The following is a 24,767-nucleotide window of genomic DNA, read 5'->3' as shown; positions in this document are numbered from 1 at the left end:
GCAGACACAGCGTCCGGTGTTGGTTGGGCCGCAGGCACCGTCTCCGGTGAGGGTTCTGCCGCCGGAGCCTCGGCCGCCTGCGGTGATTGGGCCGCAGACACAGCGTCCGGTGTTGGTTGGGCCGCAGGCACCGTCTCCGGTGAGGGTTCTGCCGCCGGAGCCTCGGCCGCCTGCGGTGATTGGGCCGCGGATACAGCGTTCGGTGTTGGTTGGACCGCAGACACAGCCGCCCGAGAAAGTTCTGTCAGTGCCGCGGCCGACGCTGAGGGTTCGGTCAGTGCTGCCGCCCGTGTCGTGGCCTGCGAGTCTGGTGCTGCCGGCGGCGGCCCGGCGCGGGCGGGTGCGTCGGCCACATTCCCCGCACTGGAGGACCAGCCCGGCCCCGGCGATGAGGCTGCCGCCCTGGCTGAAGACCCTGCACTGCGGGCCCTGGATCTCCGCTCCCGCCCGCAGAAGCTGCTCGACGGCCTGGTCGGCGCGTGCAAACTCGCCCTCGCCACCGGCCAGCTGCCCGCCTCGGGCGGGCTCCGTCCCCAGGTCATGGTCACCATCGACTACCGGGATCTGCTCACCCGGCTCGGCACCACCCCCACCGGCACGGCCGACACGGTAGAGGCCCCGGAGCCGGCACCCAGGGCTCTGCAGCACACCGGCACACTCGAGCAGACGGGCTTGCTGTTGTTCGCCGGGCCGGTGACGGCCTCGACTGTACGGAAGATCGCCTGCGATGCCGACATCATCCCCGTCCTGCTCGGCGGCCAGGGCCGGGTCCTGGACATCGGCCGGGCCTCCCGGGTTTTTCCGCCGCATATCCGCAAGGCCCTCACCGCCCGGGACCGGGGCTGCGCCTTTCCCGGCTGCACCATCCCCGCGCCCTGGTGCGAAGCCCACCACATCGATTACTGGTCCCGCGGCGGCACCACCGGAACCGAGAACGGAACCCTGCTCTGCTCCCATCACCACCACGTGATCCACAAGGAACGCTGGACCATCCAGCTCAAATCCGGGATCCCCTGGTTCATCCCGCCACCCCACCTCGACCCCCGCCAACGCCCCAGACGCAACCACTACTTCCGACCAGACGACCTCATGACAGCCGCATGACAGGCTGTCACGGCCCGCGCGGCCCCCTCCCGGCCGCCCCCAGGCCCAAGTCATGGCCGCGCGGAGGCAACTCCGACGCTGGCAGCAGCCAGATTCATCATCAACCGCAGCCGCCTAACCCAAGATCAGCCAGAAGGTGATGGCGGCGGTCACTGTCCGTCCTGACGCGGCAACGATGGCGATGGGTAGGAGTATGCCGCAACGCGTCCAGCCCTACGCGGACGCACACGGAATGGGATATTACACGGCTTTGCCGAATAAATTCTACGACTTTACCGAAGATCACTTCCCGAATTCGTATGAAAGCATTCACCTATGGGCAAACAAGAAGTGGATCAATTATCAAATGATGCAGGGAAAGTCTTTGGTGGATATCGGCGCGCCGGCAGGGGCCCCGCCTCCCGGAGTGCACGTCTTGCGTCCAAGCCCGTACTACAACATGGAGTTGGAGCAGGTAGCGGGTTATCAGCGTTACAGTCAAGATCCGCAACCTTCTTGGAATTTGGGTGAATCACATGGCATATCAGGAGAAGTTCTTCAGGGTAGATCAGCACAAGCGGTCGGGCCTATTTGGACTGACGCACCGTTGGACGTACGTGCTGATCGATGCCCTCGGAGAAGAGCGAAGGCTGGATAGGCACGAATTGCTAGCGGCACTCCTCGCCCCACGAACAACAACGAATCAGGATGCCTACATGTGCATGCATCGAGTTGCGGAACTCTTCCGGAACGGTCAATCTGAGTGGGCCGGATATCCTTCCGGTGCTGTCGTCGCTGATCTGAACGATATCTAAGGACGCGGAAGCGCCTTTTAATGCTGCGTACAAACGGGTGACCGCCGCAGATGTCTTCAGGCGGAACCCCAGCTCTATCTTGCGGAGGCAAAGACCGCGGGAGAAATTGTCAAAAAATAGAGACCGGACTGGACATGGGCACTGATATAGATACTCTGACACCCGATATGTTCAGGTTTACGAGTCTGTTGAGAATTATGGAACTCCCCCAATTAGCTCAGAATTATGAGAATCTCGAGGTAAAACTTCGAACTGACTCATCAACTCGGGCTGTGAATGAGGCGCGAGAGTGGGTCTCTAGAAGCTTTGGGAAGGGCAGCGGCAGCCTCAGCGACCGATACGCTTATAGGGAAGGTTCAGTCGATGATGATCTCAACGCTGAATACGATGGTTGTTGTGGGAAGAAAAGCTAAACATCCGGCGAGGAATGCTCTGATCCTTAGTGGCGTGTTATTGAGTGCCACGGTCGCGGTGATCCTGGTAGGACCTCAGGACCACGTCTCACAGGAGGTCATTGCACTACTCGCAGGCCTGACCGTGGGTGTGTGGTTTCTGCGTTTCTCGCCGGCCTGGCGATGGCTCGCCATGTTGGTTTTGGTCCTATCCCTCGTTCTCTGTTTGGTCTTGGGCCCAGCCGGAACCGCGTGGTTCGGTGGGTTTATTTCGGGCACTCAGGCAGGACTAGCCTGGCAGCATGCGAGTAAGCGCCGTAAGCCCGCTAAGCGGACCCGGGAAACCGCAGAAAAGGCGGAGTAGCTTGTTGATGGCCGGGGTCTGGGTTGGTGCGGTCTTCGGGTGTTGCGGATGCAGTGGAGTTTCCGATGGGTAATGCGACGGGTTTCATGCCTTCGCGGTTGGTTCATGATCTGGATTCGATTGAAACGGCATTGGCTGATTGCTTCAGCAACCCAAAGGCATCGTAGTTCGGTCCGGAATGGGTAACTGGAAGCGAGGCTGAGGCAACACGCCCGACGACACCATAGCGAATGGGCGTGATTACCTGACTTGGAAAATGTGGCATGGAATCCGCGCGAGCCTTCACCGCCGCGCGGACTCCCGTGGCAGCTGTCATGATGCATCTAAAAGAGGAAGCATATGGAAACAACTCTACCGGTACACGTTCGGGCAACTAGGGTCACCAGGAAGCGTCGTTCCCTAATATTTGGTAGGACATATTTCACCTACGACGTCCGATTCCAGGATGGCGAAGTCCAAACCAACGTAAATCCCGATAATGTCCTGGAAGGTGCCCGTTACCCAGCTGATTATTGGACGGTCATGCGCGGCGCGCAGGAAGTGGCCGGCGATGGCGTCCCGGGCGAGTGGGTGGACTATCCGTATGGGCGGCCGCTTCGTGACTGAAGGCAGAACAGCCATCGGTGATACCTCGGACCGAAGGGTGCAGACCCCTGGACTCAAGAGGTTACCGCGCGTTTTTTCGCGACCACACCCGCCCCCAAAGCTAACGATGGCTAGGTGCGAGGGGCCGGTTTCAGGCCCTTAAGCGGGCCACCGTCGCTCTTGGTTTCGCAAATTTGCGCGTGTATCGTTGACTATCGTTGTATATCGTTCGCGGTTGTCCAGAGGAGAGCACGATGCGCAGTTCTTACCCGGCAGGCGGATTTCGCGGCAACAATGTCGACAGTATGTGGCAGGCCGTAGAGGAGTTGCGTTCGAGATTCGAGAAGCGCTCGGGTTCCCGGGCGGGGCGGGGCGAGGTGCGCTCGGCTGTGCTGGCACTGCTCGCCGAGCGGCCGATGCACGGTTACCAGATTATTCGTGAAATCGAGGAGCGCAGCGGCGGCACCTGGAAGCCCAGCGCTGGCTCCGTCTATCCAACCCTCCAGCTGCTGGCCGACGAGGGCCTTATCCGTGCTGAGGAATCCAACGGCCGCAAGATTTATTCCCTGACGGACGCGGGCCGCGAGGAGATGACGGGCGCGGGTACGTCAGCGCCCTGGGAATCGACTGGTCCGGCGTCGGGCTCGGGGTTCGCGGCGCTGCCCAAGGCGGGCGTCGAGCTCGCGCAGGCCGCCTCCCAGGTGGGACGCACCGGGACACCGAAGCAGGTGCAGGAAGCCGTGGCGGTTCTCGATGACGCGCGCCGCCGGCTGTACGCGATCCTCGCCCAGGGCTGACGGGGGTGACGTCGGTTCGCCGGGACCGGGCAGCTCCGGTACCCGGCGCCCGGGGCTACCGTGCCCGCTACCGCCGCATCCTGCGCTTCGCCGCATGGCATCTCGCGGTTACCTGGTGGTTTGAGCTGTTCCTCCCCCGCATCGGGCTGGTGAGGATTGCCGAGCGCACCAGGGCGAAGAGGATGCGGCGTTTCGCGCAGCGCTTCCATGCGCTGGCGGTGGACCTCGGCGGCCTCATGATCAAAGTCGGACAGTTCCTGTCCTCCAGGCTCGACGTGCTGCCGCCCGAAATCACCAAGGAACTCGAGGGGCTGCAGGACGAGGTGCCTCCGGTTTCGTTCTCCGCGATCCGCGCCCTCGCCGAAGCTGAGCTGGGCGCGCCGCTGGAGCAGTTGTTTGCCTCAGTCGAGGAGACACCGATCGCAGCAGCGTCCCTCGGGCAGGCGCACCGGGCGAGGCTTGGCCCGGGCGACGCCGCCGACACCGGGCTCGACCGCGTGGTGCTGAAGGTACAGCGGCCGGGCATCAACGCCATTGTCGACGTCGACCTGGCGGCACTGAGCAAAGTTGGCGGATGGCTCAGCCACGTGCGCCTGGTGTCCGATCGTGCCGACATGCCCGCCCTGGTCGAGGAGTTTGCGCAGACCAGTCTTGAGGAGATCGACTACCTGAATGAGGCGGCGAATTCGGGGCGGTTCGCTGGTGATTTCGCCGACGACGGCCGCGTGGAGGTGCCCGACGTCGTCTGGGAACGGAGCACCCGCCGCGTGCTCACCCTCGAAGACGTCACGGCGATCAAGATCACGGACTCGGAGGCACTTCTGGCGGCGGGCATCGATCCGGCCCAGGTTGCCCCTGTTTTTGCCTCGGTCATGTTCGACCAGATTTTTACGAACGGCTTTTTTCATGCCGATCCGCACCCGGGGAACATCTTTGTCACGCCAGTTACCGATCCATCCACGGAGCGCCCATGGAAGCTGACCTTCATCGACTTCGGCATGATGGGCGAAGTTCCGGCGAGCACACGCAGCGGTCTGCGGAAGCTGCTCATCGCTGCCGCTTCGCGTGACGGCAAGGGGTTGATGACCGCGATCAGCGACGTGGGGGTGTTGGTGCCCTCGGCCGACACAGTCGAGCTTGAGCGGGCGATGACGCACCTTTTTGCCCGCTTTGGCGGGATGGGCTTCGCCGAGCTTCGCGAGGTGGACCCCCGGGAGTTCCGTGATTTTGCGGTGGAGTTCGGTGACGTGGTCCGCTCGTTGCCGTTCCAGATGCCGGAGAACTTCCTGCTCATTATTCGGGCGATGTCACTGACGTCGGGTGTGTGCAGCTCGCTGGACGCCCGGTTCAATCTGTGGGACTCGGTCGAACCCTATGCGGCGCAGCTGCTGCGCGACGAGCGCGGCAACATTGTGCAGGACGTTGCCCAGCAGGCGCTCGATGCCGCCGGAATGGCGCTGGGTCTGCCGAAACGTCTGGATGGGCTGCTAACCCGGCTCGAAGATGGTTCACTGTCGGTGGCAAATCCGCGCCTTGAGCGGCAGCTGGGACGGCTTGACCGCACGGCGCAGCGATCTGCATCGGCGCTGATCTTCGGCGCCCTGCTGGTTTCCGGCTCCCTGGTCCGCGCGGATGACATGGTGCTCGGCAATGTCCTGATGATCGCGTCGGTGCTTCCGCTGTTGCATGGGCTGTGGGTGAGGCGCAGCGGCCTCTGATCGAGCCGGTGACGGGGTTTTCTCGCGCCCGGACACCATCGGGTTGCGCGGCCGGGGGGATATCATCAAGCCGTGAAGGAAGGCCAGCCTTTTCGTCCTGCGAACCCCACCGAAACCCCCGGCCCCGTCCCTTCAGGGCCCAACCCCACATTCTGGAAGTCCTCGATCCTGAACTGGAGCGGCGCTCTCGCGGCGGCCGCCCTGATAGTGGTCCCGCTCTGGATGCTGCTCAGCAACCCGGCAGTCCTCGGCGGCCACCCCGCCCTGCCAACTCTCCTGGTGGCCGCCGTCGCATTGGGGATTTTTTGGGCGCTGATTCTGGTCAGACGCTGGTTGTTCGGCAGCAAACAGCAGCGTAGCGGTGATATTTCCACTTGGCAGTTGGTCCGCGGGATCGCAGGCAGGCTCACGGTCCTCGGTTTCGTGGCGGCGCTGATGTGGCTCAGCCCGTTCCCCCACCAACCCGACCGCGAGAAGACTGTCCCGACCACCGGAACCACCGCGGCCACGCCAGCCGGGTCAACGGCTACAGAAGACGCCACTTCGATCACCCTTGCCCCGGCGGGCAAGGCCACCACGGGTCTCGTCTTCTACCCCGGCGCCAGGGTCGACGCGCACGCCTATCAGGACCTGCTGCAGCCGCTCGCGGCCGCGGGTCATCTAGTCGTCATCCTGAAAGTACCCCTTGGCGTCTCCCTGCTGGACACCAACCAGGCCCGCGCAGCCATGGACCGGCATCCGGAGATCGCCACTTGGGCCGTGGGCGGTCATTCGCTGGGCGGCGTGAGCGCGTCATCCTTCGCGGCATCGAACTCTGACGTCGCAGGCCTGCTGCTGTTCGCCTCGTACCCCGCAGAGAACTTGACGGACGCCCAGGGCCTCTCGGTGCTCTCCATCTCCGGGTCGAACGATGGCCTGAGCACCCCGGACAAGATCGCGGCGTCGCGGTCCCTGCTCCCGCCAACCACCACCTACGCAACGGTTGTGGGCGGCGTGCACGCGTTCTTCGGGAACTACGGCGAGCAGCCCGGCGACGGAGAGCCAGGCATCACCCGCGAACAGGCGCAGCAGCAGATAGTTGCCGAGTCCCTGCGCTTCATGGACCGGCTCCGGACCTCCGGCTAAGAGGCGGGAAATGCTCAGCTCCACCGTTGAGCGCCGCAACTGCTACCGCTACCACTACCGCCCAGCCGCGTACCCCTGCGCACCGCGCGGATTCGCGGCAGCCTGCAGAACCCCGGTCTCCGGATCCCGCGCGACGGCGGACAACCGCCCCAGCGCCCAGTCACCGGCCCGGGTGACGATGTGCCCCCGGCGCTCTAGGCCCTCGATGACGTTCTCCCCGAGCCGGTCCTCGACGACGGCGCCGCCCGGCTCCCAGGTGCGCGGCCAGAAGGACCCGGGCATCGACGTCGTATGGAACGTCGGGGCGTCGATGGCCTGCTGTGGCGAATACCCGCCCACGATGGTCCTCAGCAGGTACGGCAGCTGCCATTGGTCCTGCTGGTCGCCGCCGGGTGAACCCAGCGCGGTCACTGCGAGGCCGTCCCGCAGCACGAGAGTGGGCGTCAATGTGGTGCGCGGGCGTTTGCCGGCCGTAAGCGTGGACGGCGTGCCGGGCTCCAGCCAGGTCATCTGCAGCCGGGTGCCCAGGCAGAAACCCAGCTCTGGGATCGCCGGAGAGGACTGCAGCCAACCGCCGGATGGAGTGGCCGACACCATGTTGCCCCAGCGGTCCACGACGTCGATGTGGCACGTATCGCCGCGGGTCTCCCCCGCGGGTGTCACGGTGGGCTCGCCGACGCCGAGGCCGGCCGTAGAGGCATCCCCCGCGAGCGCAGGCGGCGTGTACTCGGTGCGCAACAGTGGCAGGTAGGGTTCCCGTCCGGGCACGGTGCCGGGCCGGAAGTCGTGGGAGGCCCGGTCCGTAATCAAGGCCCGGCGGCTGGCGCAATAGTCAGCAGAGAGGAGGTAGTCCAGCGGGACGTCCGTGTCGCCGTAGTACGCCTCCCGGTCCGCGAGCGCGAGCTTCTGCGCCTCCAGGATGGTGTGCGCCCCCAGTTCAGTGGATGGATCAAGGTAATGGTCCTCGAACCCGGCCAGGATGGCGAGGGTCTGCAGCAGCGCGGGCCCCTGGCCCCAGGGTCCGGTCTTGGCGATCGTGTGGCCCCGGAACTCCACGGTGGCGGCCGCCTCATATCCGGCTTCGAAACCCGCCAGATCCGCCAGGGCCAGCACCCCGCGGTGGTCCGTGCCCGAGGAATGCCGGTGCGGGGCCTGAACCGAATCCACCATGGCGCGGGCCACGAAGCCCTCGCGCCACTCGTGCCGGGCCGCATCAATCCCTGCCTCGCGGGTGGATGCCTTGACCCCGGCCTCCACGAGTCGTTCCAGTGTGCGGGCATAGGCCGGGTTCCACACCAGCTCACCTTCGGCAGGGATTCTTCCGCCGGGCATCCACAGCTCAGCCGACGTGGGCCAATGCGTCTGGAACAGTGCGGACACAGCCGCGATGGTGGTTCCAACCCGGCCCAGCATGGGGTGGCCGTCCCGCGCGTAGCCGATCGCGAAGTCCAGCACCGCATCCAGCTCCCACGTCCCGTGGTCACGCAGCAGCAGGAGCCAGGCGTCGACGGCGGCGGGCACCGCGGCGGCCAGGGCACCCGAGCCCGGAACGAGGTCCAGGCCTTCGGCAAGGTAGTGCTCCACGGTGGCCCCGGCCGGCGCCCCACCCTGCCCCATCAGGACTATTGGCTGGTCCGGCCGGTCCGCGGTGACGAAGATCCCGGTCATGTCTCCGCCGGGTCCGTTGAGGTGCGGCTCCACCACATGGAGCACGAATGCTCCCGCCACAGCGGCGTCGAAGGCGTTGCCGCCGCGCTCCAGCACCGCCTGGGCGGCCGCCGTCGAGAGCCAGTGCGTGGACGCGCTCATCCCGAAGGTGCCCTGCAGCGTGGGGCGGGTGGTGAACGGCGCCGGCCTGGTGAACGGCACCCGCGCCGCACGCGGGCCGTCCCAGGAGACTTCTGCAACCACCGTGTCAGCCAAACAGGGCCGCCACCCGGGTCAGTGTCTCGTAAACGCCATATGCGAGCGGCACACCGACCAGCGCCCACGCGGTAACCAATTTTCCGGTGGACGGTGTCACCGGTGTCACCGAACTCTGTGCAGTACTCATTTCAGGCCTCCAAGGCGGGTTCTTCGGACCGGACACGGCCGGCACGGGGTTCGTGGAATCGCGCGTCCACCGGCGAGACCAGCAGGTTCGCCACGAAACCGACAACCAGCAGCCCCACCATGGTCAGCAGGGCCGGCTGGTAGGACGCGGCATTGAGCGCGCCGGGCTTGCCCTGCGCGTCCAGGAAAGCATTGACAATCAACGGACCTGCGACGCCGGCCGCGGACCAGGCCGTCAGGAGACGGCCGTGGATGGCACCGACCTGGAACGTGCCGAAGAGGTCGCGCAGGTAGGCGGGGGCAGTAGCGAACCCGCCGCCGTAGAAGGAGATGATCACGAACGCGAGGGCCACGTAGAGGACGGTCGACGACGACCCGGCCAGGGCCAGCACGGTGTAAAGCACGGCGCCGACGCCGAGGAAGACCATGTAGATGCGCTTGCGGCCGGTGACGTCGGAGGTGGCGGACCAGGCAAAGCGGCCCGACATGTTGCCGATCGACAGGAGCCCCACGAAGCCGGCGGCCACAGCGGCGCTGGCCAGGGAGGTGCCATCGGGCTGGCGGAAGAAGTCCTGGATCATCGGGGCGGCCTGTTCAAGGATGCCGATGCCTGCCGTGACATTGCAGAATAGGGCGATCCACACGAGCCAGAACTGTTTGGTCTTGACCGCGTTCTTGGCGGAGACGTTCTCCGTGGTGACCAGGGAGGCAGACTTGACCTTTCCGGGGTCGAAGCCAGCCGGCTTCCAGCCCTCGGCCGGGACTTTGATGGTGAAGGCACCGAACATCATGTAGGCAAGGTAGATCACGGCGAGGGTCAGGAAGAGCTTGCCCACTGACTCGCCGCTGGCCACCCAGGCCTTGGCGCCGGAGTTGGGATCGTACATCTTGAGCAGCGCCGTGGAGACCGGGCTGGCGATCAGGGCACCGCCGCCGAACCCCATGATGGCCATGCCCGTGGCCAGTCCGGGCCGGTCGGGGAACCACTTGATCAGGGTGGAGACCGGGGAGATGTAGCCGATGCCCAGGCCAATGCCGCCGACGACGCCGTAGCCGAGGTAGACGAGCCAGAGTTGGTGGCTGAAGATGCCCAGCGAACCGATAAGGAAGCCGCTGGCCCAGAACGCGGCGGAGGTGAACATCGCCTTGCGGGGTCCGTTCTTGTCCACCCAGGTGCCCATGATGGCGGCCGAGAGTCCCAACATCACGATCGCGATAGAGAAAATTACACCGATTTCGGTCAGGCTGGCGCCGAAGTGCTTTACCAACGCGTTCTTGTAGACGCTGGTCGCGTAGGCCTGGCCGATGCACAGGTGCACGGCGAGCGCTGCTGGGGGTACGAGCCACCGGTTGAATCCCGGCGGGGCGATGGTTCGTTCGCGGTCCAGCCAGCCCATGAGTGCTCCCCTGCTCGTCAACGACATCGGTGTCTTGCACATTGGAGCGACGGTCCTCTGCCAGGGCCTCTGACCGAGCATCCGGCAGAGGACCGTTGCCTCCGGCAATCATGGTGCAAATCGTCAGCAAACGTACTACTTATGCGCCAAGCGGTAGGAAATCCGCGATAAACGGTAAGTGCGGATCCGGCGTGGGCGCCCGCGGCCCGCGGAGCTACTTGCCCAGGCCGGCCTGCCGGAGCGCCTCGGCCATCGCCGTGTTGATGGGCGACGGCGTGGGCGTCGCCTTTTGCGGCTGCCTGGCCTGCGTCCGGCGGCCGGGCGTCGGTTTCCCGGACGGCTGATTCGACGGCGTCTGCCGCGCCGACTGCCGCGGTCGTTCCGCCCGCGAGTCCCCACCTCCGCCAGCCCCACGATCGCCGCGGGCGCCGTCCCCGCGTCCGCCAGCCGCACCAGCGCCGGCCGCACGTTCCGTGGAAGCCGCACGTCCCCCGGACGCCGCCGGTACGTCGTCGAGCCTTAGCGTCAGGGAAATGCGCTTCCGCTCCGGGTCCGCTTCCAGCACCTTGACCCGGACCACCTGCCCGGACTTCACTACCTCGCGGGGATCAGAGACGAACCGGTTGGCCAGCGCGGACACGTGCACGAGCCCGTCCTGGTGCACCCCGACGTCGACGAACGCGCCGAACGCCGCCACGTTGGTCACGGTTCCCTCCAGCACCATGCCCGGCCGCAGGTCCGAGATCTTCTCGATGCCTTCCGAGAACGCTGCCGCCGCGAAGGCCGGACGCGGGTCGCGGCCCGGCTTATCGAGTTCGGAGATGATGTCCTGCACGGTGGGCAGGCCGAAGGAGCCGTCCACGAAGTCCTGCGGGTTCAGCGCCGCATAGCTTCCCGCGGCCGGGGCCTTCCCGGCGGCCGCCTTGATTTTCCGTGCCACCGGGTAAGCCTCCGGGTGCACGCTGGAGGCATCCAGCGGCTCCGCGCCCCCGGTGATACGCAGGAAGCCGGCACACTGCTCAAACGCCTTGGCGCCCAGCCGCGGGACCTTCTTCAGCTCGCTGCGCTTGCTGAAGGGTCCGTGTTCGTTCCGGTACGCCACAATGTTCTCGCTCAGCAGCGGCCCGACGCCGGCCACCCGGCTCAGCAGTGCGGGCGAGGCGGTGTTGACATCCACGCCCACCGCGTTCACGCAGTCCTCGACGACGGCGTCCAGGCTCCGGTCCAGCTTCGCGGCCGTGACGTCGTGCTGGTACTGCCCGACGCCGATCGACCTCGGCTCGATCTTCACCAGCTCCGCGAGCGGATCCTGCAGCCGCCGGGCGATCGAGACCGCGCCGCGCAGGGATACGTCCATGCCGGGCAGCTCGGCCGCGGCGAGTGCCGACGCCGAATACACCGACGCTCCGGCCTCGGACACCACGATCTTCTGCGGTTTCTCTGCCGACCCGGGCGCGAGCTGTTTCAGCAGTTCGGCGGCGAGCTTGTCCGTCTCCCGTGACGCGGTGCCGTTGCCGATCGCGACGAGTTCCACGCCGTGCTTCTTGGCCAGGCCCACGAGCGTCCGCAGCGCCTCGTCCCATTTCCGGGCCGGGGCGTGCGGGTAGACGGTGTCCGTCGCAACCACCTTGCCGGTGCCATCGACCACCGCGACCTTCACACCGGTGCGCAGACCAGGGTCCAGGCCCAGGGTGGCGCGGTTCCCGGCCGGCGCGGCGAGCAGGACGTCGCGGAGGTTCGCGGCGAACACGCGCACGGCCTCGTCCTCGGCAGCGGCGAACATCCGGCTCCGCAGATCAGCTGTCAGCCGGGCCAGCACGCGTGAGCGCCACGCCAGCTGCGCGGTCTGCAGCAGCCAGGCGTCGGCGGGCCGGCCACGGTCGGCAACCCCGAGGAACCTGGCCACAGCGGCTTCGTACCTGCCGCGCGCGGCGGTCAGGGCGGCGTCGTCGTTCGGTTCAGCCTCGGCGAGATCCAGCTCGAGTGCCCCGTCCTTTTCGCCGCGCAGCAGTGCCAGGACGCGGTGCGAGGGCATTCCGGCCGGCTGCTGGGAGAACTCGAAGTAGTCCTTGAACTTCTGGCCTTCGGCTTCCTTGCCCTTCTTCACGCGGGACATCATCCGGCCCTGGGTCCACAGCCGTTCCCGGAGTGTGGCGGCCAGGTCGGCATCCTGGGCGACGCGTTCCACCAGGATGGAGCGGGCGCCGGAGAGCGCCGCGGCCGGGTCCCCGATCGAGTGTTCTGCGTTGAGGTACTTGGCGGCTTCGCGGTCCGGGTCCAGTTCCGGGCGCTTGAGCAGGGCGTCGGCGAGCGGTTCCAGTCCGGCTTCGCGGGCGATCTGCGCCTTGGTGCGCCGCTTGGTTTTGAACGGGAGGTAGATGTCCTCGAGCCGGGACTTGGTGTCGGCGCCGACGACGGCGGCCTGCAGTTCCGGGGTCAGCGCGCCCTGGGCGGCGATCGCTTCGAGGATAGTCCGGCGTCGGTCCTCTAGCTCGCGCAGGTAGCGCAGCCGCTCCTCCAGCTCACGGAGCTGGGTATCGTCCAGGGTTCCGGTCGCCTCCTTCCGGTACCGGGCGATGAACGGCACGGTCGACCCGGCGTCGAGCAGGTCCACGGCGGCCTTGACCTGCCAGGCTTGAACGCCGAGTTCGCCGGCGATCTGGGCGGCGATGCCGGACTCCTGAGTGTGCGGCGTACCGGCCCTTGGGGAACCGGTCTTCGGCGACGGGGCGGTCTTCGGCGACGGGCCGGAGGCGGGCGAGACGGGCGAGGCGGGGCGCTGCGGGTGTTGGGTCACCCAAACCATTTTGCCCTACCCCGCGAAGGAGGGGGCGGTCCGAAAATGTCGGGTTAGATTGTCGGAGGGCTTTGGTAGCTTGGCAATGGGAGCATCAACGGCAGCGGATCTAGTCAAGCAGGGTCATCAACGGCAACGGGCCAATCAACGGGGGCACAGTGTTTTTTCTTGAACCGGAAGTAGCCGGTACAGCGCAGGACCTGGTCTTCTCCGCGAGCGACCTCGTCACAGCCGCCAGCTGCGAGTACCAGCTGCTCCGGAAGCTCGACGAAAAGCTGGGCCGCTCCCCCAAGGCTGTCTTCGAAGACGATGAGATGCTCAAGCACGCGGCCAAGCTGGGCGACGTCCACGAGCACCGGGTGCTGGACTCCTTCGTCGACGAGTTTGGCGTGTGGGATCCGGCCACCGGACGCGGCGTGTACGACGTCGTCCCGGCTGAAGCCATGGACCGCGCCACTCTACTGGCGAAGCATTCCGAGTCCATTGAAGCACTGCGCTCGGGCGCCGACGTCGTGTTCCAGGCGGCCTTCTTTGACGGCCAGTTCCATGGCCGCTCCGACTTCCTGGTCCGGCAGGCCAACGGCAGCTATGCCGTGTTCGACACCAAGCTGGCGCGCCACGCGAAGGTGACGGCGCTGCTTCAGCTCGCGGCCTACGGCGACCAGTTGCTGAAGGCCGGGATTACACCGGACCCGGCCGTGACCCTCGTCCTCGGCGCCACCGTCCCGCTGCCCGGCGGAGGATTCGACTACGTCCGCAGCCACCACAAACTCGCAGAAATTCTGCCGGTCTTCCGCGAGCGGCGGAACCGCTTCCTGGCTTTGACCTCCTCGCATCTGGCGCAGCCCGGCGCAGTTCAGTGGGGCGCAGTGCAGTGGGGTGCAGCCGCGATCACCGCTTGCGGCCGCTGCGACTACTGCCAGGAGCAGGTCACGGCCAGCGACGACCTGCTGCTCGTCGCCCGAATGAATTCGACACAGCGCAAGAAACTGCGCGCAGACGGCATCTATTCGGTCACGGACTTGGCCCGGGCCAGCCTTCCGAAGGCGAACGCAGCGCTCCTGCGCCTGCAGGCCCAGGCCCGGATGCAGAGCGGCATCGGCGGAGACGACGGCGGCGTCCGGTACGTCAAGGACGGCCAGGAGCACTCCCTCCGCTACGCGGTCATTCCGGAAAACACGCTGGCCGAGCTTCCCCCGCCGAGCGACGGCGACATTTTCTTCGACTTCGAGGGCGATCCCCTGTGGCAGGAAAAGGCCACCGGAGTCTGGGGACTGGAGTACTTGTTCGGCGTCATCGAGGCACCGACGGGGCCCGGCGTCCCCGGGGTTTTCAGGCCGTTCTGGGCCCACAGCCGGGAGGCGGAGAAACAGGCCTTCCTCGATTTCCTCGACTACGTGGAGAAACGCCGGCGGGACTACCCGGACATGCACGTCTACCACTACGCCGCCTATGAGAAGACGGCGCTCCGGAAACTTTCGGTCATGCACGTTGCCGGCGAAGACACCGTGGACGGCTGGCTGCGCGGCGGGCTCTTGGTGGACCTGTACCAGACCGTCCGGAACAGCATCCGGATCTCCGAGAACTCCTACAGCATCAAGAAGCTTGAGCCGCTCTACATGGGGACGAATCTGCGCTCCGGGGATGTGAAGGACGCCGGCGCATCCGTGGTTGCCTACGCCCACTACTGCGACGCCCGCGACAATGAGCGGCCCGATGAGGCGGCCACAATCCTCGCAGGAATCTCCGACTACAACGAATACGACTGCCTCTCCACACTGGAGCTCCGGAACTGGCTCCTGGGCCTGGCGCAGGAGCGCGGGATCAAGCCGGGAGGCGGCGGCGCTGTCGGAGGCGACGGCGCGACCTCGGCCGCGCTCAAGCCGGTGGACGTCAGCGCGGGGTCCGGGCCGACTTCCGCTGAACTGGACCCGTTGGAAGTGGCGCTGGCCGAACTGGACCCGCTGGAAGTGGCGCTGGCCGAGCTGGCGGGTCCCGGCGTCGGGCTGTCCGAGGACGACCGGAAGGCGGTCTCGATGCTGGCGGCGGCGGTCAGCTATCACCGGCGGGAGCGCAAGGCGTTCTGGTGGGCGCACTTCGACCGTTGCGAGAACGGCCCCGACACCCATCACCAGCAGGACCGCAACGTCTTCCTCGTCGAGGACGCCGAGGTCCTTGAGGACTGGTGGAAGGATGGCGCCAAGAATCCGGAGCGGAGGGTGAAACTGATCGGCGCGGTCAGCCCCGGCTCGGACCTGCGCGAGGGCAGCACGTGGTTCCGCATGTATGAGCCGCCCCTTCCGGCCGGGCTCGAGGGCACAGGCATCAACGGGACCGGGCGCAACGGCTGGTTCGGCACCGAGGTTCTGGAGCTGGGCCACGAGGATGGCAGGGACACCGTCATTATCCGGGACAAGCTCCGCAAGAACATCGAACCCTACAACCAGGTCCCCGTCGCGCTGACCGAAGACCAACCCATCCAGACCAAGAGCCTCGAGGAGGCGCTGGCGGCCCTGGCCGCGGAGGTCACCTCGGCGCTGCAGGCCAGGCCCTCCGCTTTCCCGCATCATCCGGCCCTGGATCTGGTCCGGCGGGTTCCGCCGCGGCTTGCCTCCGGCGCACCGCTGCCTGCGCCCGGCAACGGACCGGACCGCTACATGGACGCCATCACCGATGCCGTCGCGGGCCTGGACCACTCCTACCTGGCGGTCCAGGGTCCTCCCGGGACCGGCAAAACGTATGTGGGCTCACACGTAATCGCCCGGCTCGTGGCCCGCGGCTGGAAGATCGGCGTCGTCGGCCAGTCCCATGCGGTGGTGGAGAACCTGCTGAAGACGGCAGTAACCAAGGCCGGCGTCGATCCCGCCGTGGTCGCCAAGGACGTGAAACACGCCGAGCTCCTTCCTTGGGAGCAGCGTTCGGCGCAGGATGTGGCACGCCTGCTGGGCTCGCCCGGCGGGGCGCTGGTCGGCGGTACGGCGTGGACCATGACGGGAGCAAATGTCCCGGCCGGGTCGCTGGATCTGCTGGTGATCGACGAGGCCGGGCAGTTCTCCTTGGCCAACACCCTTGCCGTGGCCCAGGCCAGCAGCCGGCTGCTGTTGCTCGGGGATCCCCAGCAGTTGCCGCAGGTCAGTCAGGGCGCACACCCCGAGCCCGTGGACGAGTCCGCTCTGGGCTGGGTCTCCGCCGGTCACGCCACGCTTCCGCCGGAGCTTGGCTATTTCCTGGCCGATTCGTGGCGGATGACCTCGGAGCTTTGCCTCGCCGTCTCTGAGCTCTCTTATGAGGGCAAGCTGCGCTCCGCGTCGGCTGCTGACCTCCGGCGGCTCGATGGGGTTCCTGCCGGAATTGAGACGGTCATGGTGGAGCACAGCGGCAACATCACATCGTCGGTCGAGGAGGCCGCCGAGGTGGTCCGTCAGGTGAATCGGCATCTGGGGCTGGGTTGGCATTCGGAGGCGGGTACCCGCCCGCTCGACGCCGCGGACATCCTGGTGGTGGCGGCCTACAACGCCCAGGTCAACGTGATCCGCGACGCTCTGGACACCGCAGATCTCTCCGGCGTACGGGTAGGGACTGTGGACAAGTTCCAAGGCCAGGAAGCGGCCGTGGTGATTGTGTCCATGGCATGTTCAGCGGTAGCCGAGGCTCCGCGAGGCATGGAGTTCCTGCTCTCACGGAACCGGATTAACGTGGCGGTCTCCCGAGGACAGTGGCGGGCAGTGATCGTCCGCGCGCCGGAACTGACGAACTACCTGCCCACGCATCCGGAGGGCATGGAACAGCTGGGCGGCTTCATCGGCCTGTGCCAGCGGTCGGTGGCTTCCTGAGCTTCGACCGCCAGCTCGCGGGACATGCCCATTCGTAGACTCCCGCAGTGGACGCAATGGTGTCCCGCCCGCTGTTCAGGACCAAGGCTGGACATGTCCCACGGGGTTGGTCCTCGCGCGGGGAAGCCCTAGGCCAGCAGGAGTGCCTCATCCAGGACGGTGCCGAAGTTCGCCGGGTCGTGGGCAAACCGGCCCAGGAACAGGCCAGAGACACCCTCAAGCGTTGGGAGCAGTCCGGGCTTGGCCGAACCGCCGTAGATGACCGGCAAACCCGACACGCCGGCGACGGTGAGCTGCGCCCGGAGCCGCTGGACGACGTCGGACACATACGTGGCGGCGGCGGGCTCGGCCGCGCCGATGGCCCAGACGGGTTCGTACGCCACAACCAAGCGGCCGGCGAGGTCCCAGTCGCCGTCGACGGCCGACTCGATCTGGCGGTAAACAAAGTCCGCGGCGGCGGCGGGCTCCCCGCGCTCGGTCTCCCCCACGCACAGCAGCGGCGTGAGCCCGGCGTCGTCTGCGGCCCGGACCTTGAGTGCCACCATGGCATCGTCCTCGTGGAAGTGCCGCCGGCGTTCGGCATGGCCGATCTCCACGAGCCGGACGCCGAGTTCCGCGAGCATGGACGGGGCAATCTCCCCGGTCCAGGGCCCGTCCGCCCAGCCGCAGTTTTGCGCCCCGAGTAGCAGTGGCGAACCGGCCAGGAGCCGGGCCGCCTCGGGCAGGACGGGGAAGGAAGGAATGACAAACGGGACAACCCGCCCGGCGATGAGGGCCGGACGGGTGTCCACTTCGTGCCGCAGCCGCTCCAACCAGTCCAGGCTGTCCCGGTAGCCGAGGTACATCTTGGTGCTGACCCCCACCAGGATCTGGTTGATGGAGGTCTGGCGGCCGGGAATCTGCTGCATTTGTTGGTGCTTTCTGCTGGATCCAGTTGATGGGCGCTGGAAGCCGGTGGCTGGGAGGGGCCTCTACTGCTCCAGGAGCTCGTCGGCTTTGTTCTTGAAGCGACGGGTCGCGAACATCATCCCAGCTGCCAGGAACGGTAGCACTCCGAGTGCGTAGACACCCATGGTTCCGGTGTCGGATGCCGTCATCTGGTTAACCGAGGTCCGCAGGATCGGCGCGACGAAGCCGCCGAGGTTGCCGAGTGAGTTGATCAGGCCGATTCCGGCGGCCGCGGCCGTTCCGGTGAGGAACGCCGTCGGGTATGACCACGCGATGGGGCCGATGGAAAGGAAGGAACACACGGCCAGCGTGATGAAGATGATGCCCAGCGCCGGAAGGTGGTTTGCGCCGGCCCACGCTGAGCCGAAGATGCAAAGTCCGGTGGAGATGAACAGCCCGGTACCCCAGACCCGGCGGCGGACCACCGTGTTGGCGGCCTTGCCGATGAAGTAGCAGGCGAAGATGCCGAAGAACCACGGGATGGCTGCCATCAGGCCGACGGCGATGCCCACCTTCTGCCCGGTCAGCTGGGCCACCTGCTGCGGCAGGTAGAAGGTGACGCCGTAGACGGCGATCTGCAGGCAGAAGTAGATGACGGTGAAGTACCAGACCTTGCCGTTCTTCATGGCGGCAAGCACGCCGCGCGGCCCGGATTCTTCCTTGACGGTGTCCTCGAGCGCCATGACTTCCAGGAGCGCATTCTTCTCGTCCTTGGCCAGGAACTTGGCGTCCTGCGGGCTGTTGATCAGGAAGAAGTACGCTGCGATGCCGGCGATGACCGCCAGCATGCCTTCGACGAAGAACATGACCTGCCAGCCCTGGACGCCGGGAACCTGGTCGCCGATGTTGATCAGCCAGCCGGAGAGCGGGGCACCCAACATCTGGGAGAACGGCTGGGCCAGGTAGAAGATGGCGAACATCTTGACGCGGACCTTGTTCGGGAACCAGGCCGCCAGGAACATGATGACGCCGGGGAACAGCCCGGCCTCGGTGACACCCAGCAGGAACCGCAGGATGATGAAGGACGTCTCGCCCTGGACGAACGCGAAGCAGGCGGAGACGATGCCCCAGGTGATGGCGATGCGGGCCAGCCACACTTTCGCCCCGAACTTGGTCAGGAGCAGGTTGCTCGGGATTTCGAACAGGGCGTAGCCGATGAAGAAGATCCCGGCGCCCAGGGCGTAGGCGCCGGCGGTGATGCCCTTGTCCACGCCCAGGGCGGCCTCGGCGAAGCCCACGTTGGTGCGGTCCAGGAAGGCCACCACATACAGGATCACCAGCATGGGCATGAGCCGGCGAGAGGCCTTGGAGATGGCCGATTTAAGGACCGGCGTCTCCAGTAGGTCCCGGGTGGACGTTGTTGTTACGGACATCAAAAAACTCCTCGTCGAGCAATCAGTGGTGTAACTCAGTGGGTGAATCAGTTGCGGTGGAGGGCGGCCGGGATCCGGCCAAGAGGCCGGACGCGGCCAAGCCTGCCCGGCCAAAGTAGGCCAGACAGGCGGGGGCCAGATCCGGCCGGGAACAACTTTTAGCGTGAAAGAACCATCATCAGGACGCCGGCCAGGCAGGCCAGGATCCCGACGGCGAGGTAGATCTTCCGCCCTTTGCTCCAGGCTGCGAATCCGGAGGCGGCGGTGGTTTGGCTGTGTTGTGCCACGATGCTTCTTCCTTAGTGCATGTAGAGTCCGCCATCCACATTCAGCGTCTGACCGGAGATGTAACCGGCGTCCTCGCTGATGAGGAAGGCGATGGCTGCAGCGATGTCCCGGGTGGAGCCAACGCGGTTGACCACGAGGTCTTTGGTGAGTTCGTCCTTGCGTTCCTCGCTGAGGGTGCCGCCCATGATGTCAGTGTCGATGGGGCCCGGGGAGATGGCGTTGACCGTGATGTCGTATTCGCCCAGTTCGCGGGCCGTTGCCCGGGTCAGGCCGATCACGCCGGCCTTCGCCACCGAGTACGGCGTCTTGGAGAACGTACCGCCGCCACGCTGTGCGGAGACTGACGAGATGTTCACGATGCGGCCGATCCTGTTCTTCACCATGGATTCTGCGACGCGGCGGGTGGCGTAGTGGACGCCGTTGAGGTTGATGTTGAGCACGCGGTCCCACTCGGCGGCGTCGAGTTCGAGGTAGGGAACCGGTGAGCTGACGCCGGCCACGTTGGCGAGGGCAACGATCTGCGGCAGTTCGGCCTCGATGGCGTCGATCGCGGCACGGACCGAGCTTTCGTCGGACACGTTGGCGCCGGCGCCGAAGGCCTTGACGCCGTGCTCGGCGGCCAGTTCCTTGGCCGCCGCCTTGCAGCGAGCGTCATCGAGATCGATGATGCCGATGTTCCAGCCCTGGGCCGCCAGGTAGTTGGCGGTGGCGCGGCCGATGCCGCGCTCGGATACGGCGCCGGTGATGATGGCTGTGCGTTCGGTGGGGAAAGTGCTCATGGGAATGCTCCTGAAGTGAAGTGAACGCTGGAGGTCAGTTGATGGGGGCGGGGCCGAGCTCGTCGATGAGCTTCTGCATGGCCACGTAGGCCTTGTTCCGGTACGCGATCAGTTCCGGTGTGCGCTCGGCGGGGACGTTGAGGAAGCCGGCCCCGGTCTTGGTGCCCAGCTTTCCGGCCTCCACCAGCTCGGTGAGGATCTTCGGGGTGGCGAAGCGTTCCGGGAATTCGGTCTGCAGGGACTTGTAGCAGAAGTTGTAGACGTCCAGGCCTGCCATGTCGGCGATCGCGAAGGGGCCGAAGAACGGCAGCCGGAAGCCGAAGGTGGTGCGGACCAGGGTGTCGATGTCTTCCGCGGTCGCGATTTCCTGCTCCACCAGCTGGGCGGCCTCGTGGAAGAGGGCGTACTGGAGCCGGTTGAGCACAAAGCCGGTGACGTCCTTGACGACGGCGGTCTGCTTGTTGGCCGCGTGTACGAGGTCGCGGACGGCGCCGACGGTGGCGGCCGAGGTGCCGGCGTGGGGGATGATTTCCACGCCGGGGATGAAGGGCGAGGGGTTGGAGAAGTGCACGCCCAGGAAGCGTTCCGGGTTGGTCACCGGCTCGGACAGCTCCGCGATGGAGATCGTGGAGGTGTTGGAGCCGATGATGGCGTCCGGCCGGGCGGCGGCGCTGATCCGGGCCAGGGTCTGGTGCTTGATTCCGATCACCTCGGGGACGGCTTCTTCGATGAAGTCCGCGTCGGCCACGGCTTCCTCGATGTCCTTGGCGGCCCAGAGGTTTTCCTTCAGGATGGCGGTGGAACCTGCGGGGAAGAGACCCGCGGCCACGAATTCGTCGGATTCGGTCAGGAGCCGCTCGTAGTTCTTCTGCGCCACTTCGGCGGACACGTCCGCGAGGGCAACCCGGGCGCCGCCGAGCGCCAGGACCTGGGCGATCCCGCCGCCCATGTAGCCGGAGCCGACGACGGCGATCTTGCGGGCGGCGTTGATGGCCGCTGCGGTTTCTGTTGATTCGGTCATGTTCAGACTGCCTTCGTGTATTCGGGTTCGTAGGAGCCGATGGCGTCCACCTTGGCGGCGGAGGAGGAGCTTTCGTCGAAGCGGTGGCTCAGCCATTCGCCCACGAGCTTCTTGGCGAGTTCCAGCCCGATGACGCGCTGGCCCATGGTGAGGACCTGGGCGTTGTTGCTCAGGACGGAGCGTTCCACGGAGTAGCTGTCGTGCGCGGTGACGGCACGGATGCCGGGGACCTTGTTGGCCGCGATGGCCACGCCCAGGCCGGTGCCGCAGATCAGCAGTGCCCGGTCGGCGTCGCCCTCGGCGATCTTGCGGGCTGCGTCGACGGCCACGTGCGGATAGGCGGTGGAGTCGTCCGGTCCGACGCCGATGTCCAGCACGGACGCCACGCGGGGGTCCGCTTCGAGGAGTGCCTTCAGGGCGTTCTTGTATTCGACGCCGGCCTCATCGTTGCCGACGACGATGCGCCAGCCTGTTGTTGTGCTCATGCTTTTGCTCCTTGTTCCGCCGGCTCGGAGGTAGCGAGCCGGGTTCCTGTGCTGGAAGTTTCGGTGTGTGCAGAAATCCGCGTGGCGATAAGTGCGAAGGACACCGCGCCGGGGTCGGGGTGGCCGAGGCTCTTCTCGGCGAGCGGGCGGGCCCGGCCTTTGAGCGGGCGCAATCCGGATGTCCCGTCCGCGGCGGCAGTGGCGGCTTCCGCTGCTGCGGCGAGCGAGTCAGTCACTGAGGCGCCGGCGTCGAAGGCCGTGAGGAACGCGTCCCGGAACGGCACGAGGGCGTCCACCATCGTCTTGTCGCCCAACTCGGCCTTGCCGAGCTCGGTGATCGCGTCAACGAAGGCCGTAACCGCGGCGGCTGCGTCCCCGCCGGAGTAGCTGTCCCGGTTGCCCAGGGCCAGTCCGGCCGCGATGACCGCCGAGCCCCAGAGCGCGCCCGAAGTGCCGCCGGCGCGTTCACTCCAGGCCTCCCCCGCAGCGGTCAGGACCCGCGACGGCGACGCGCCGCCATCATCCGCAGCAGCTTGCTCGGCTGCGGCGACGGCCGCGTCCACGCCGCGGCGCATCCCGATGCCGTGGTCGCCGTCGCCGGCGATGGCATCGAGGCGGCCGAGTTCCTCCTCATGCTCAATGATCACGTTCTGCGTCTGGCCGAGCAGGTCGGCCGCCAACCGGCCGAGGGCCGCCGCCGCTGCGGTGGGCCGTTCAACGTCGGCGGTCAAGGAGGCTTCCGGACCGGCGAGTTCGCGGCGGGCGCGGGGCGCCAGGTTGCCCTTGCGGAACGCGGGGGTGTCGGCCGGGGCGGCCCAGTACCGTTCGAGTTCCTCGTCCAGCCAGAGCAGGGTCAGCGAGAGCCCGGACATGTCCAGGCTGGTGACGAGCTCGCCGCATTCGGGTTCCACCACGGTCAGCCCGGCGGCGTCGAGGAGCTTTTCGATCTTGCCGAAGAGCAGGAAGAGTTCGTCGTACTTGACCGTGCCGAGGCCGTTGACGATCGCGACCACGCGGGTGCCGGCGCCGTCCGGTTTGTCGGCCAGGAGCCGGCTGACCAGGAGCTCGGCCAGTTCCGAGGCGGTCGGCATCGGCTGCTCGGAGATGCCCGGTTCGCCGTGGATGCCCAAGCCCAGCGACATCTGGCCCGCCGGGACGGTGAACAGCGGCGCGTCCGCGCCGGGCAGGGTGCAGCCGCCGAAGGCCACGCCGAGGGAGCGGGTGCGGTGGTTGGTTTTGATGGCCAGCCGTTCCACCTCGTCCAGGCCCAGCCCGGCCTCGGCGGCGGCGCCGGCGATCTTGAAGACCGTCAGGTCCCCGGCGATGCCGCGGCGCTTCCCGATCTGCTCCGGCGGGGCGCTGGCGATGTCGTCGGTGACCAGGACGGTGCGGGTCTCGATGCCTTCGGCGTTCAGGCGCAGCTGGGCCTGGCCGAAGTGCAGCACGTCGCCGGCGTAGTTGCCGTAGCTCAGCAGCACCCCGCCGCCGGCGTGGGCGGCCTTGGCCACCCGGTAGACCTGCCCGGCCGCGGGCGAGGCGAACATGTTCCCGCACGCCGATCCGGCGGCCAGGCCCGGCCCGACCAGGCCGGCGAAGGCCGGGTAGTGCCCGGAGCCGCCGCCGACCACCAGGGCGACCTGCCCGGCCGGGACCTCGGTGGAGCGGACCACGCCGCCGTCGACACGGGCCACGTAGCCGCGGTTGGCCGCCACGAAGCCGTCCAGTGCCTCATCCGCGAAATCAGCGGGATTGTCGAAGATCTGGGTCATGGTTCCTCATTGAATCCGTGTTGGAGAACTAATGCTGTGGGTAGAGAGCTGAGTTGGGGCTGGGGTGGTGCGGCCGCCCCCCAAATGGCTTGACGGCCGCACCAAGCCCCGGTATCAGGCGCCTGCGTCAGACACTGGCGAGTGCCGTGGCTGCGGGCAGCTGCCGGCCCTGGGCCACCTGGCTCTGGCCGAGGGCGTAGCCGTCGGTCTTGGGCAGGACCTGGCGGCGGAGGTAGTCCTGGTTGCTGGCCGTAACGGACAGGCCGTCGCCGCCGTAGTGCTCGGTGCACAGGATGCCCTGGAAGCCCACGGACAGGGCCACCTTGAACGCCTCGCGGTAGTTGATCAGGCCGCTTTCCATCGGGGCCGGCATCGCGACGTAGGTGTCCCGGGCGACGTCCTCGTCGCGGATGTAGTTCTTCATGTGCCAGTAGTTGGAGTACGGCAGCGTCTTGGCGACCATCTCGCGCCAGTCCTCGATCGGCCGGTGCAGCCGGATGAGGTTGCCGATGTCCGGGTTGAGGCCGACGTTGGCCAGGCCGATGTCCTGCACCAGCTGGACCGAGGAGTCCGCGGTGCCGAGGTAGGTGTCCTCGTACATCTCCAGGGACAGCAGCACGCCGACCTCGGCCGCGTGCCGGCCGAGTTCCCGCAGGCGGCTCACGGCCTTGCCCCAGGTTTCCTTGTCGCCCACCGGGTCCTTGTAGCCCTCGAGAGTCCAGAACCACAGCTGCTTCTGCTGCTCGGCGGTGATGGCCTGGTGCAGCCCGAACGAGACCACCTCGCAGCCCAGCTCGGCGGCGGCGTCGATGGTGCGGTGGCTGTACGCCAGGTTCGCTTCCCAGTTGCCTTCCTCGATCACGCTGCGGCGGATCGCGGAGATGACCGGGATGCCGATGCCGACGGTCTCCGCGGTCTGCTTGAACTCCGCGAGCCGGGCGGAGCTCAGGTCGCCGGGGCGGACCCAGCTGTCCGTGAGGTCGGCGTCGGCAAAACCGGCGTCCTTGACCTCGGTGAGGACCTCGGCCCAGGCGGCGGCGTCGGCGTCGTTGATGTGCTTACCCTGTGCGTCGGTTCCCGGGAACTGCAGGAGCGCTGCGGTGATGGGCCAGTTTTCGGCTGTATAGGCCATGGGGTTCACTCCTT

At 66.7% G+C, this 24,767-nt stretch carries 17 protein-coding genes; 5 read left to right on the top strand and 12 right to left on the bottom strand.

The annotated features are described in order from the left end of the window. The 4 genes from M2428_RS20635 to M2428_RS20620 form a co-directional block, all read left to right on the top strand. Window positions 1-1,104: HNH endonuclease signature motif containing protein (locus tag M2428_RS20635; protein WP_277527836.1), on the top strand; the 1,104-nt coding region annotated here is incomplete at its 5' end. A gap of 2,389 nt (window positions 1,105-3,493) precedes the next feature. Beyond that, window positions 3,494-4,036 (top strand): PadR family transcriptional regulator, encoded by a 543-nt coding sequence (locus M2428_RS20630; RefSeq protein ID WP_277527835.1) that lies wholly within the window; start codon window positions 3,494-3,496, stop codon window positions 4,034-4,036. A gap of 5 nt (window positions 4,037-4,041) precedes the next feature. Beyond that, complete coding sequence (locus M2428_RS20625) at window positions 4,042-5,754, top strand: AarF/UbiB family protein (protein WP_277527834.1); 1,713 nt, start codon at window positions 4,042-4,044, stop codon at window positions 5,752-5,754. A gap of 72 nt (window positions 5,755-5,826) precedes the next feature. Next, on the top strand, window positions 5,827-6,879 hold the full coding sequence (locus M2428_RS20620) for an alpha/beta hydrolase (protein WP_277527833.1): 1,053 nt from the start codon (window positions 5,827-5,829) through the stop codon (window positions 6,877-6,879). 54 nt (window positions 6,880-6,933) lie between these two features. Here M2428_RS20620 and M2428_RS20615 read toward each other — a convergent pair whose 3' ends face one another. The 4 genes from M2428_RS20615 to M2428_RS20600 all read right to left on the bottom strand — a co-directional run bounded on the left by M2428_RS20615 (window position 6,934) and on the right by M2428_RS20600 (window position 13,134). Next, the gene (locus M2428_RS20615; protein WP_277527841.1) at window positions 6,934-8,688 is read right to left on the bottom strand and encodes a gamma-glutamyltransferase; all 1,755 of its coding nucleotides are present in this window, start codon (window positions 8,686-8,688) and stop codon (window positions 6,934-6,936) included. Between the two features lie 106 nt (window positions 8,689-8,794). Continuing rightward, entirely contained in the window at window positions 8,795-8,932 is a 138-nt protein-coding gene (locus tag M2428_RS20610; RefSeq protein WP_277527832.1) for a hypothetical protein, read from the bottom strand. A gap of 1 nt (window position 8,933) precedes the next feature. Then, complete coding sequence (locus M2428_RS20605; RefSeq protein ID WP_277527840.1) at window positions 8,934-10,328, bottom strand: OFA family MFS transporter; 1,395 nt, start codon at window positions 10,326-10,328, stop codon at window positions 8,934-8,936. A gap of 214 nt (window positions 10,329-10,542) precedes the next feature. Further along, window positions 10,543-13,134 (bottom strand): Tex family protein, encoded by a 2,592-nt coding sequence (locus tag M2428_RS20600; RefSeq protein WP_277527831.1) that lies wholly within the window; start codon window positions 13,132-13,134, stop codon window positions 10,543-10,545. A gap of 149 nt (window positions 13,135-13,283) precedes the next feature. On the opposite strand from M2428_RS20600, the gene M2428_RS20595 reads away from it, so the two are divergent. Beyond that, the gene (locus tag M2428_RS20595; RefSeq protein ID WP_277527830.1) at window positions 13,284-16,958 is read left to right on the top strand and encodes a bifunctional RecB family nuclease/DEAD/DEAH box helicase; all 3,675 of its coding nucleotides are present in this window, start codon (window positions 13,284-13,286) and stop codon (window positions 16,956-16,958) included. Window positions 16,959-17,086: 128 nt separating this feature from the next. On the opposite strand, the gene M2428_RS20590 is transcribed toward M2428_RS20595, so the two are convergent. From M2428_RS20590 to M2428_RS20555, 8 genes are all read right to left on the bottom strand, one after another. Beyond that, window positions 17,087-17,866 carry a triose-phosphate isomerase family protein gene (locus M2428_RS20590; protein WP_277527829.1) on the bottom strand — a complete coding sequence of 260 codons (780 nt, stop codon included), beginning with the start codon at window positions 17,864-17,866 and terminating at the stop codon, window positions 17,087-17,089. A gap of 63 nt (window positions 17,867-17,929) precedes the next feature. Then, the gene (locus M2428_RS20585) at window positions 17,930-19,279 is read right to left on the bottom strand and encodes an MFS transporter (protein WP_277527828.1); all 1,350 of its coding nucleotides are present in this window, start codon (window positions 19,277-19,279) and stop codon (window positions 17,930-17,932) included. Between the two features lie 158 nt (window positions 19,280-19,437). Beyond that, on the bottom strand, window positions 19,438-19,566 hold the full coding sequence (locus M2428_RS20580) for a hypothetical protein (protein WP_277527827.1): 129 nt from the start codon (window positions 19,564-19,566) through the stop codon (window positions 19,438-19,440). 12 nt (window positions 19,567-19,578) lie between these two features. Continuing rightward, a complete protein-coding gene (locus M2428_RS20575) occupies window positions 19,579-20,346 on the bottom strand; it encodes an SDR family oxidoreductase (RefSeq protein WP_277527826.1) in 768 nt (255 codons plus the stop codon). Window positions 20,347-20,380: 34 nt separating this feature from the next. Beyond that, window positions 20,381-21,367 carry a 3-hydroxyacyl-CoA dehydrogenase family protein gene (locus tag M2428_RS20570; RefSeq protein ID WP_277527825.1) on the bottom strand — a complete coding sequence of 329 codons (987 nt, stop codon included), beginning with the start codon at window positions 21,365-21,367 and terminating at the stop codon, window positions 20,381-20,383. A 2-nt stretch (window positions 21,368-21,369) separates the two neighbouring features. After that, window positions 21,370-21,852 carry a ribose-5-phosphate isomerase gene (locus M2428_RS20565; RefSeq protein WP_277527824.1) on the bottom strand — a complete coding sequence of 161 codons (483 nt, stop codon included), beginning with the start codon at window positions 21,850-21,852 and terminating at the stop codon, window positions 21,370-21,372. Further along, window positions 21,849-23,621 carry a dihydroxyacetone kinase subunit DhaL gene (gene dhaL / locus M2428_RS20560; protein WP_277527823.1) on the bottom strand — a complete coding sequence of 591 codons (1,773 nt, stop codon included), beginning with the start codon at window positions 23,619-23,621 and terminating at the stop codon, window positions 21,849-21,851. Before dhaL ends, M2428_RS20565 begins: the two co-directional genes overlap by 4 nt. Window positions 23,622-23,748: 127 nt before the next feature. Beyond that, a complete protein-coding gene (locus M2428_RS20555) occupies window positions 23,749-24,753 on the bottom strand; it encodes a sugar phosphate isomerase/epimerase family protein (protein WP_277527822.1) in 1,005 nt (334 codons plus the stop codon). Window positions 24,754-24,767: the final 14 nt, after the last annotated feature.

This window comes from Arthrobacter sp. ES3-54, assembly GCF_029504395.1.
GTDB lineage: Bacteria > Actinomycetota > Actinomycetes > Actinomycetales > Micrococcaceae > Arthrobacter.
Note: the sequence above shows the minus strand (reverse complement) of the source record. Positions and strands in the feature narration are given on the sequence as shown.

Coding starts and splice junctions, on each gene's coding strand:
- M2428_RS20630 (WP_277527835.1), top strand. CDS start 3,494: ATGCGCAGTTCTTACCCGGCAGGCGGATTTCGCGGCAACAATGTCGAC.
- M2428_RS20615 (WP_277527841.1), bottom strand. CDS start 8,688: ATGAGCGCGTCCACGCACTGGCTCTCGACGGCGGCCGCCCAGGCGGTG.
- M2428_RS20610 (WP_277527832.1), bottom strand. CDS start 8,932: ATGAGTACTGCACAGAGTTCGGTGACACCGGTGACACCGTCCACCGGA.
- M2428_RS20605 (WP_277527840.1), bottom strand. CDS start 10,328: ATGGGCTGGCTGGACCGCGAACGAACCATCGCCCCGCCGGGATTCAAC.
- M2428_RS20600 (WP_277527831.1), bottom strand. CDS start 13,134: ATGGTTTGGGTGACCCAACACCCGCAGCGCCCCGCCTCGCCCGTCTCG.
- M2428_RS20590 (WP_277527829.1), bottom strand. CDS start 17,866: ATGCAGCAGATTCCCGGCCGCCAGACCTCCATCAACCAGATCCTGGTG.
- M2428_RS20585 (WP_277527828.1), bottom strand. CDS start 19,279: ATGTCCGTAACAACAACGTCCACCCGGGACCTACTGGAGACGCCGGTC.
- M2428_RS20575 (WP_277527826.1), bottom strand. CDS start 20,346: ATGAGCACTTTCCCCACCGAACGCACAGCCATCATCACCGGCGCCGTA.
- M2428_RS20570 (WP_277527825.1), bottom strand. CDS start 21,367: ATGACCGAATCAACAGAAACCGCAGCGGCCATCAACGCCGCCCGCAAG.
- M2428_RS20565 (WP_277527824.1), bottom strand. CDS start 21,852: ATGAGCACAACAACAGGCTGGCGCATCGTCGTCGGCAACGATGAGGCC.
- dhaL (WP_277527823.1), bottom strand. CDS start 23,621: ATGACCCAGATCTTCGACAATCCCGCTGATTTCGCGGATGAGGCACTG.
- M2428_RS20555 (WP_277527822.1), bottom strand. CDS start 24,753: ATGGCCTATACAGCCGAAAACTGGCCCATCACCGCAGCGCTCCTGCAG.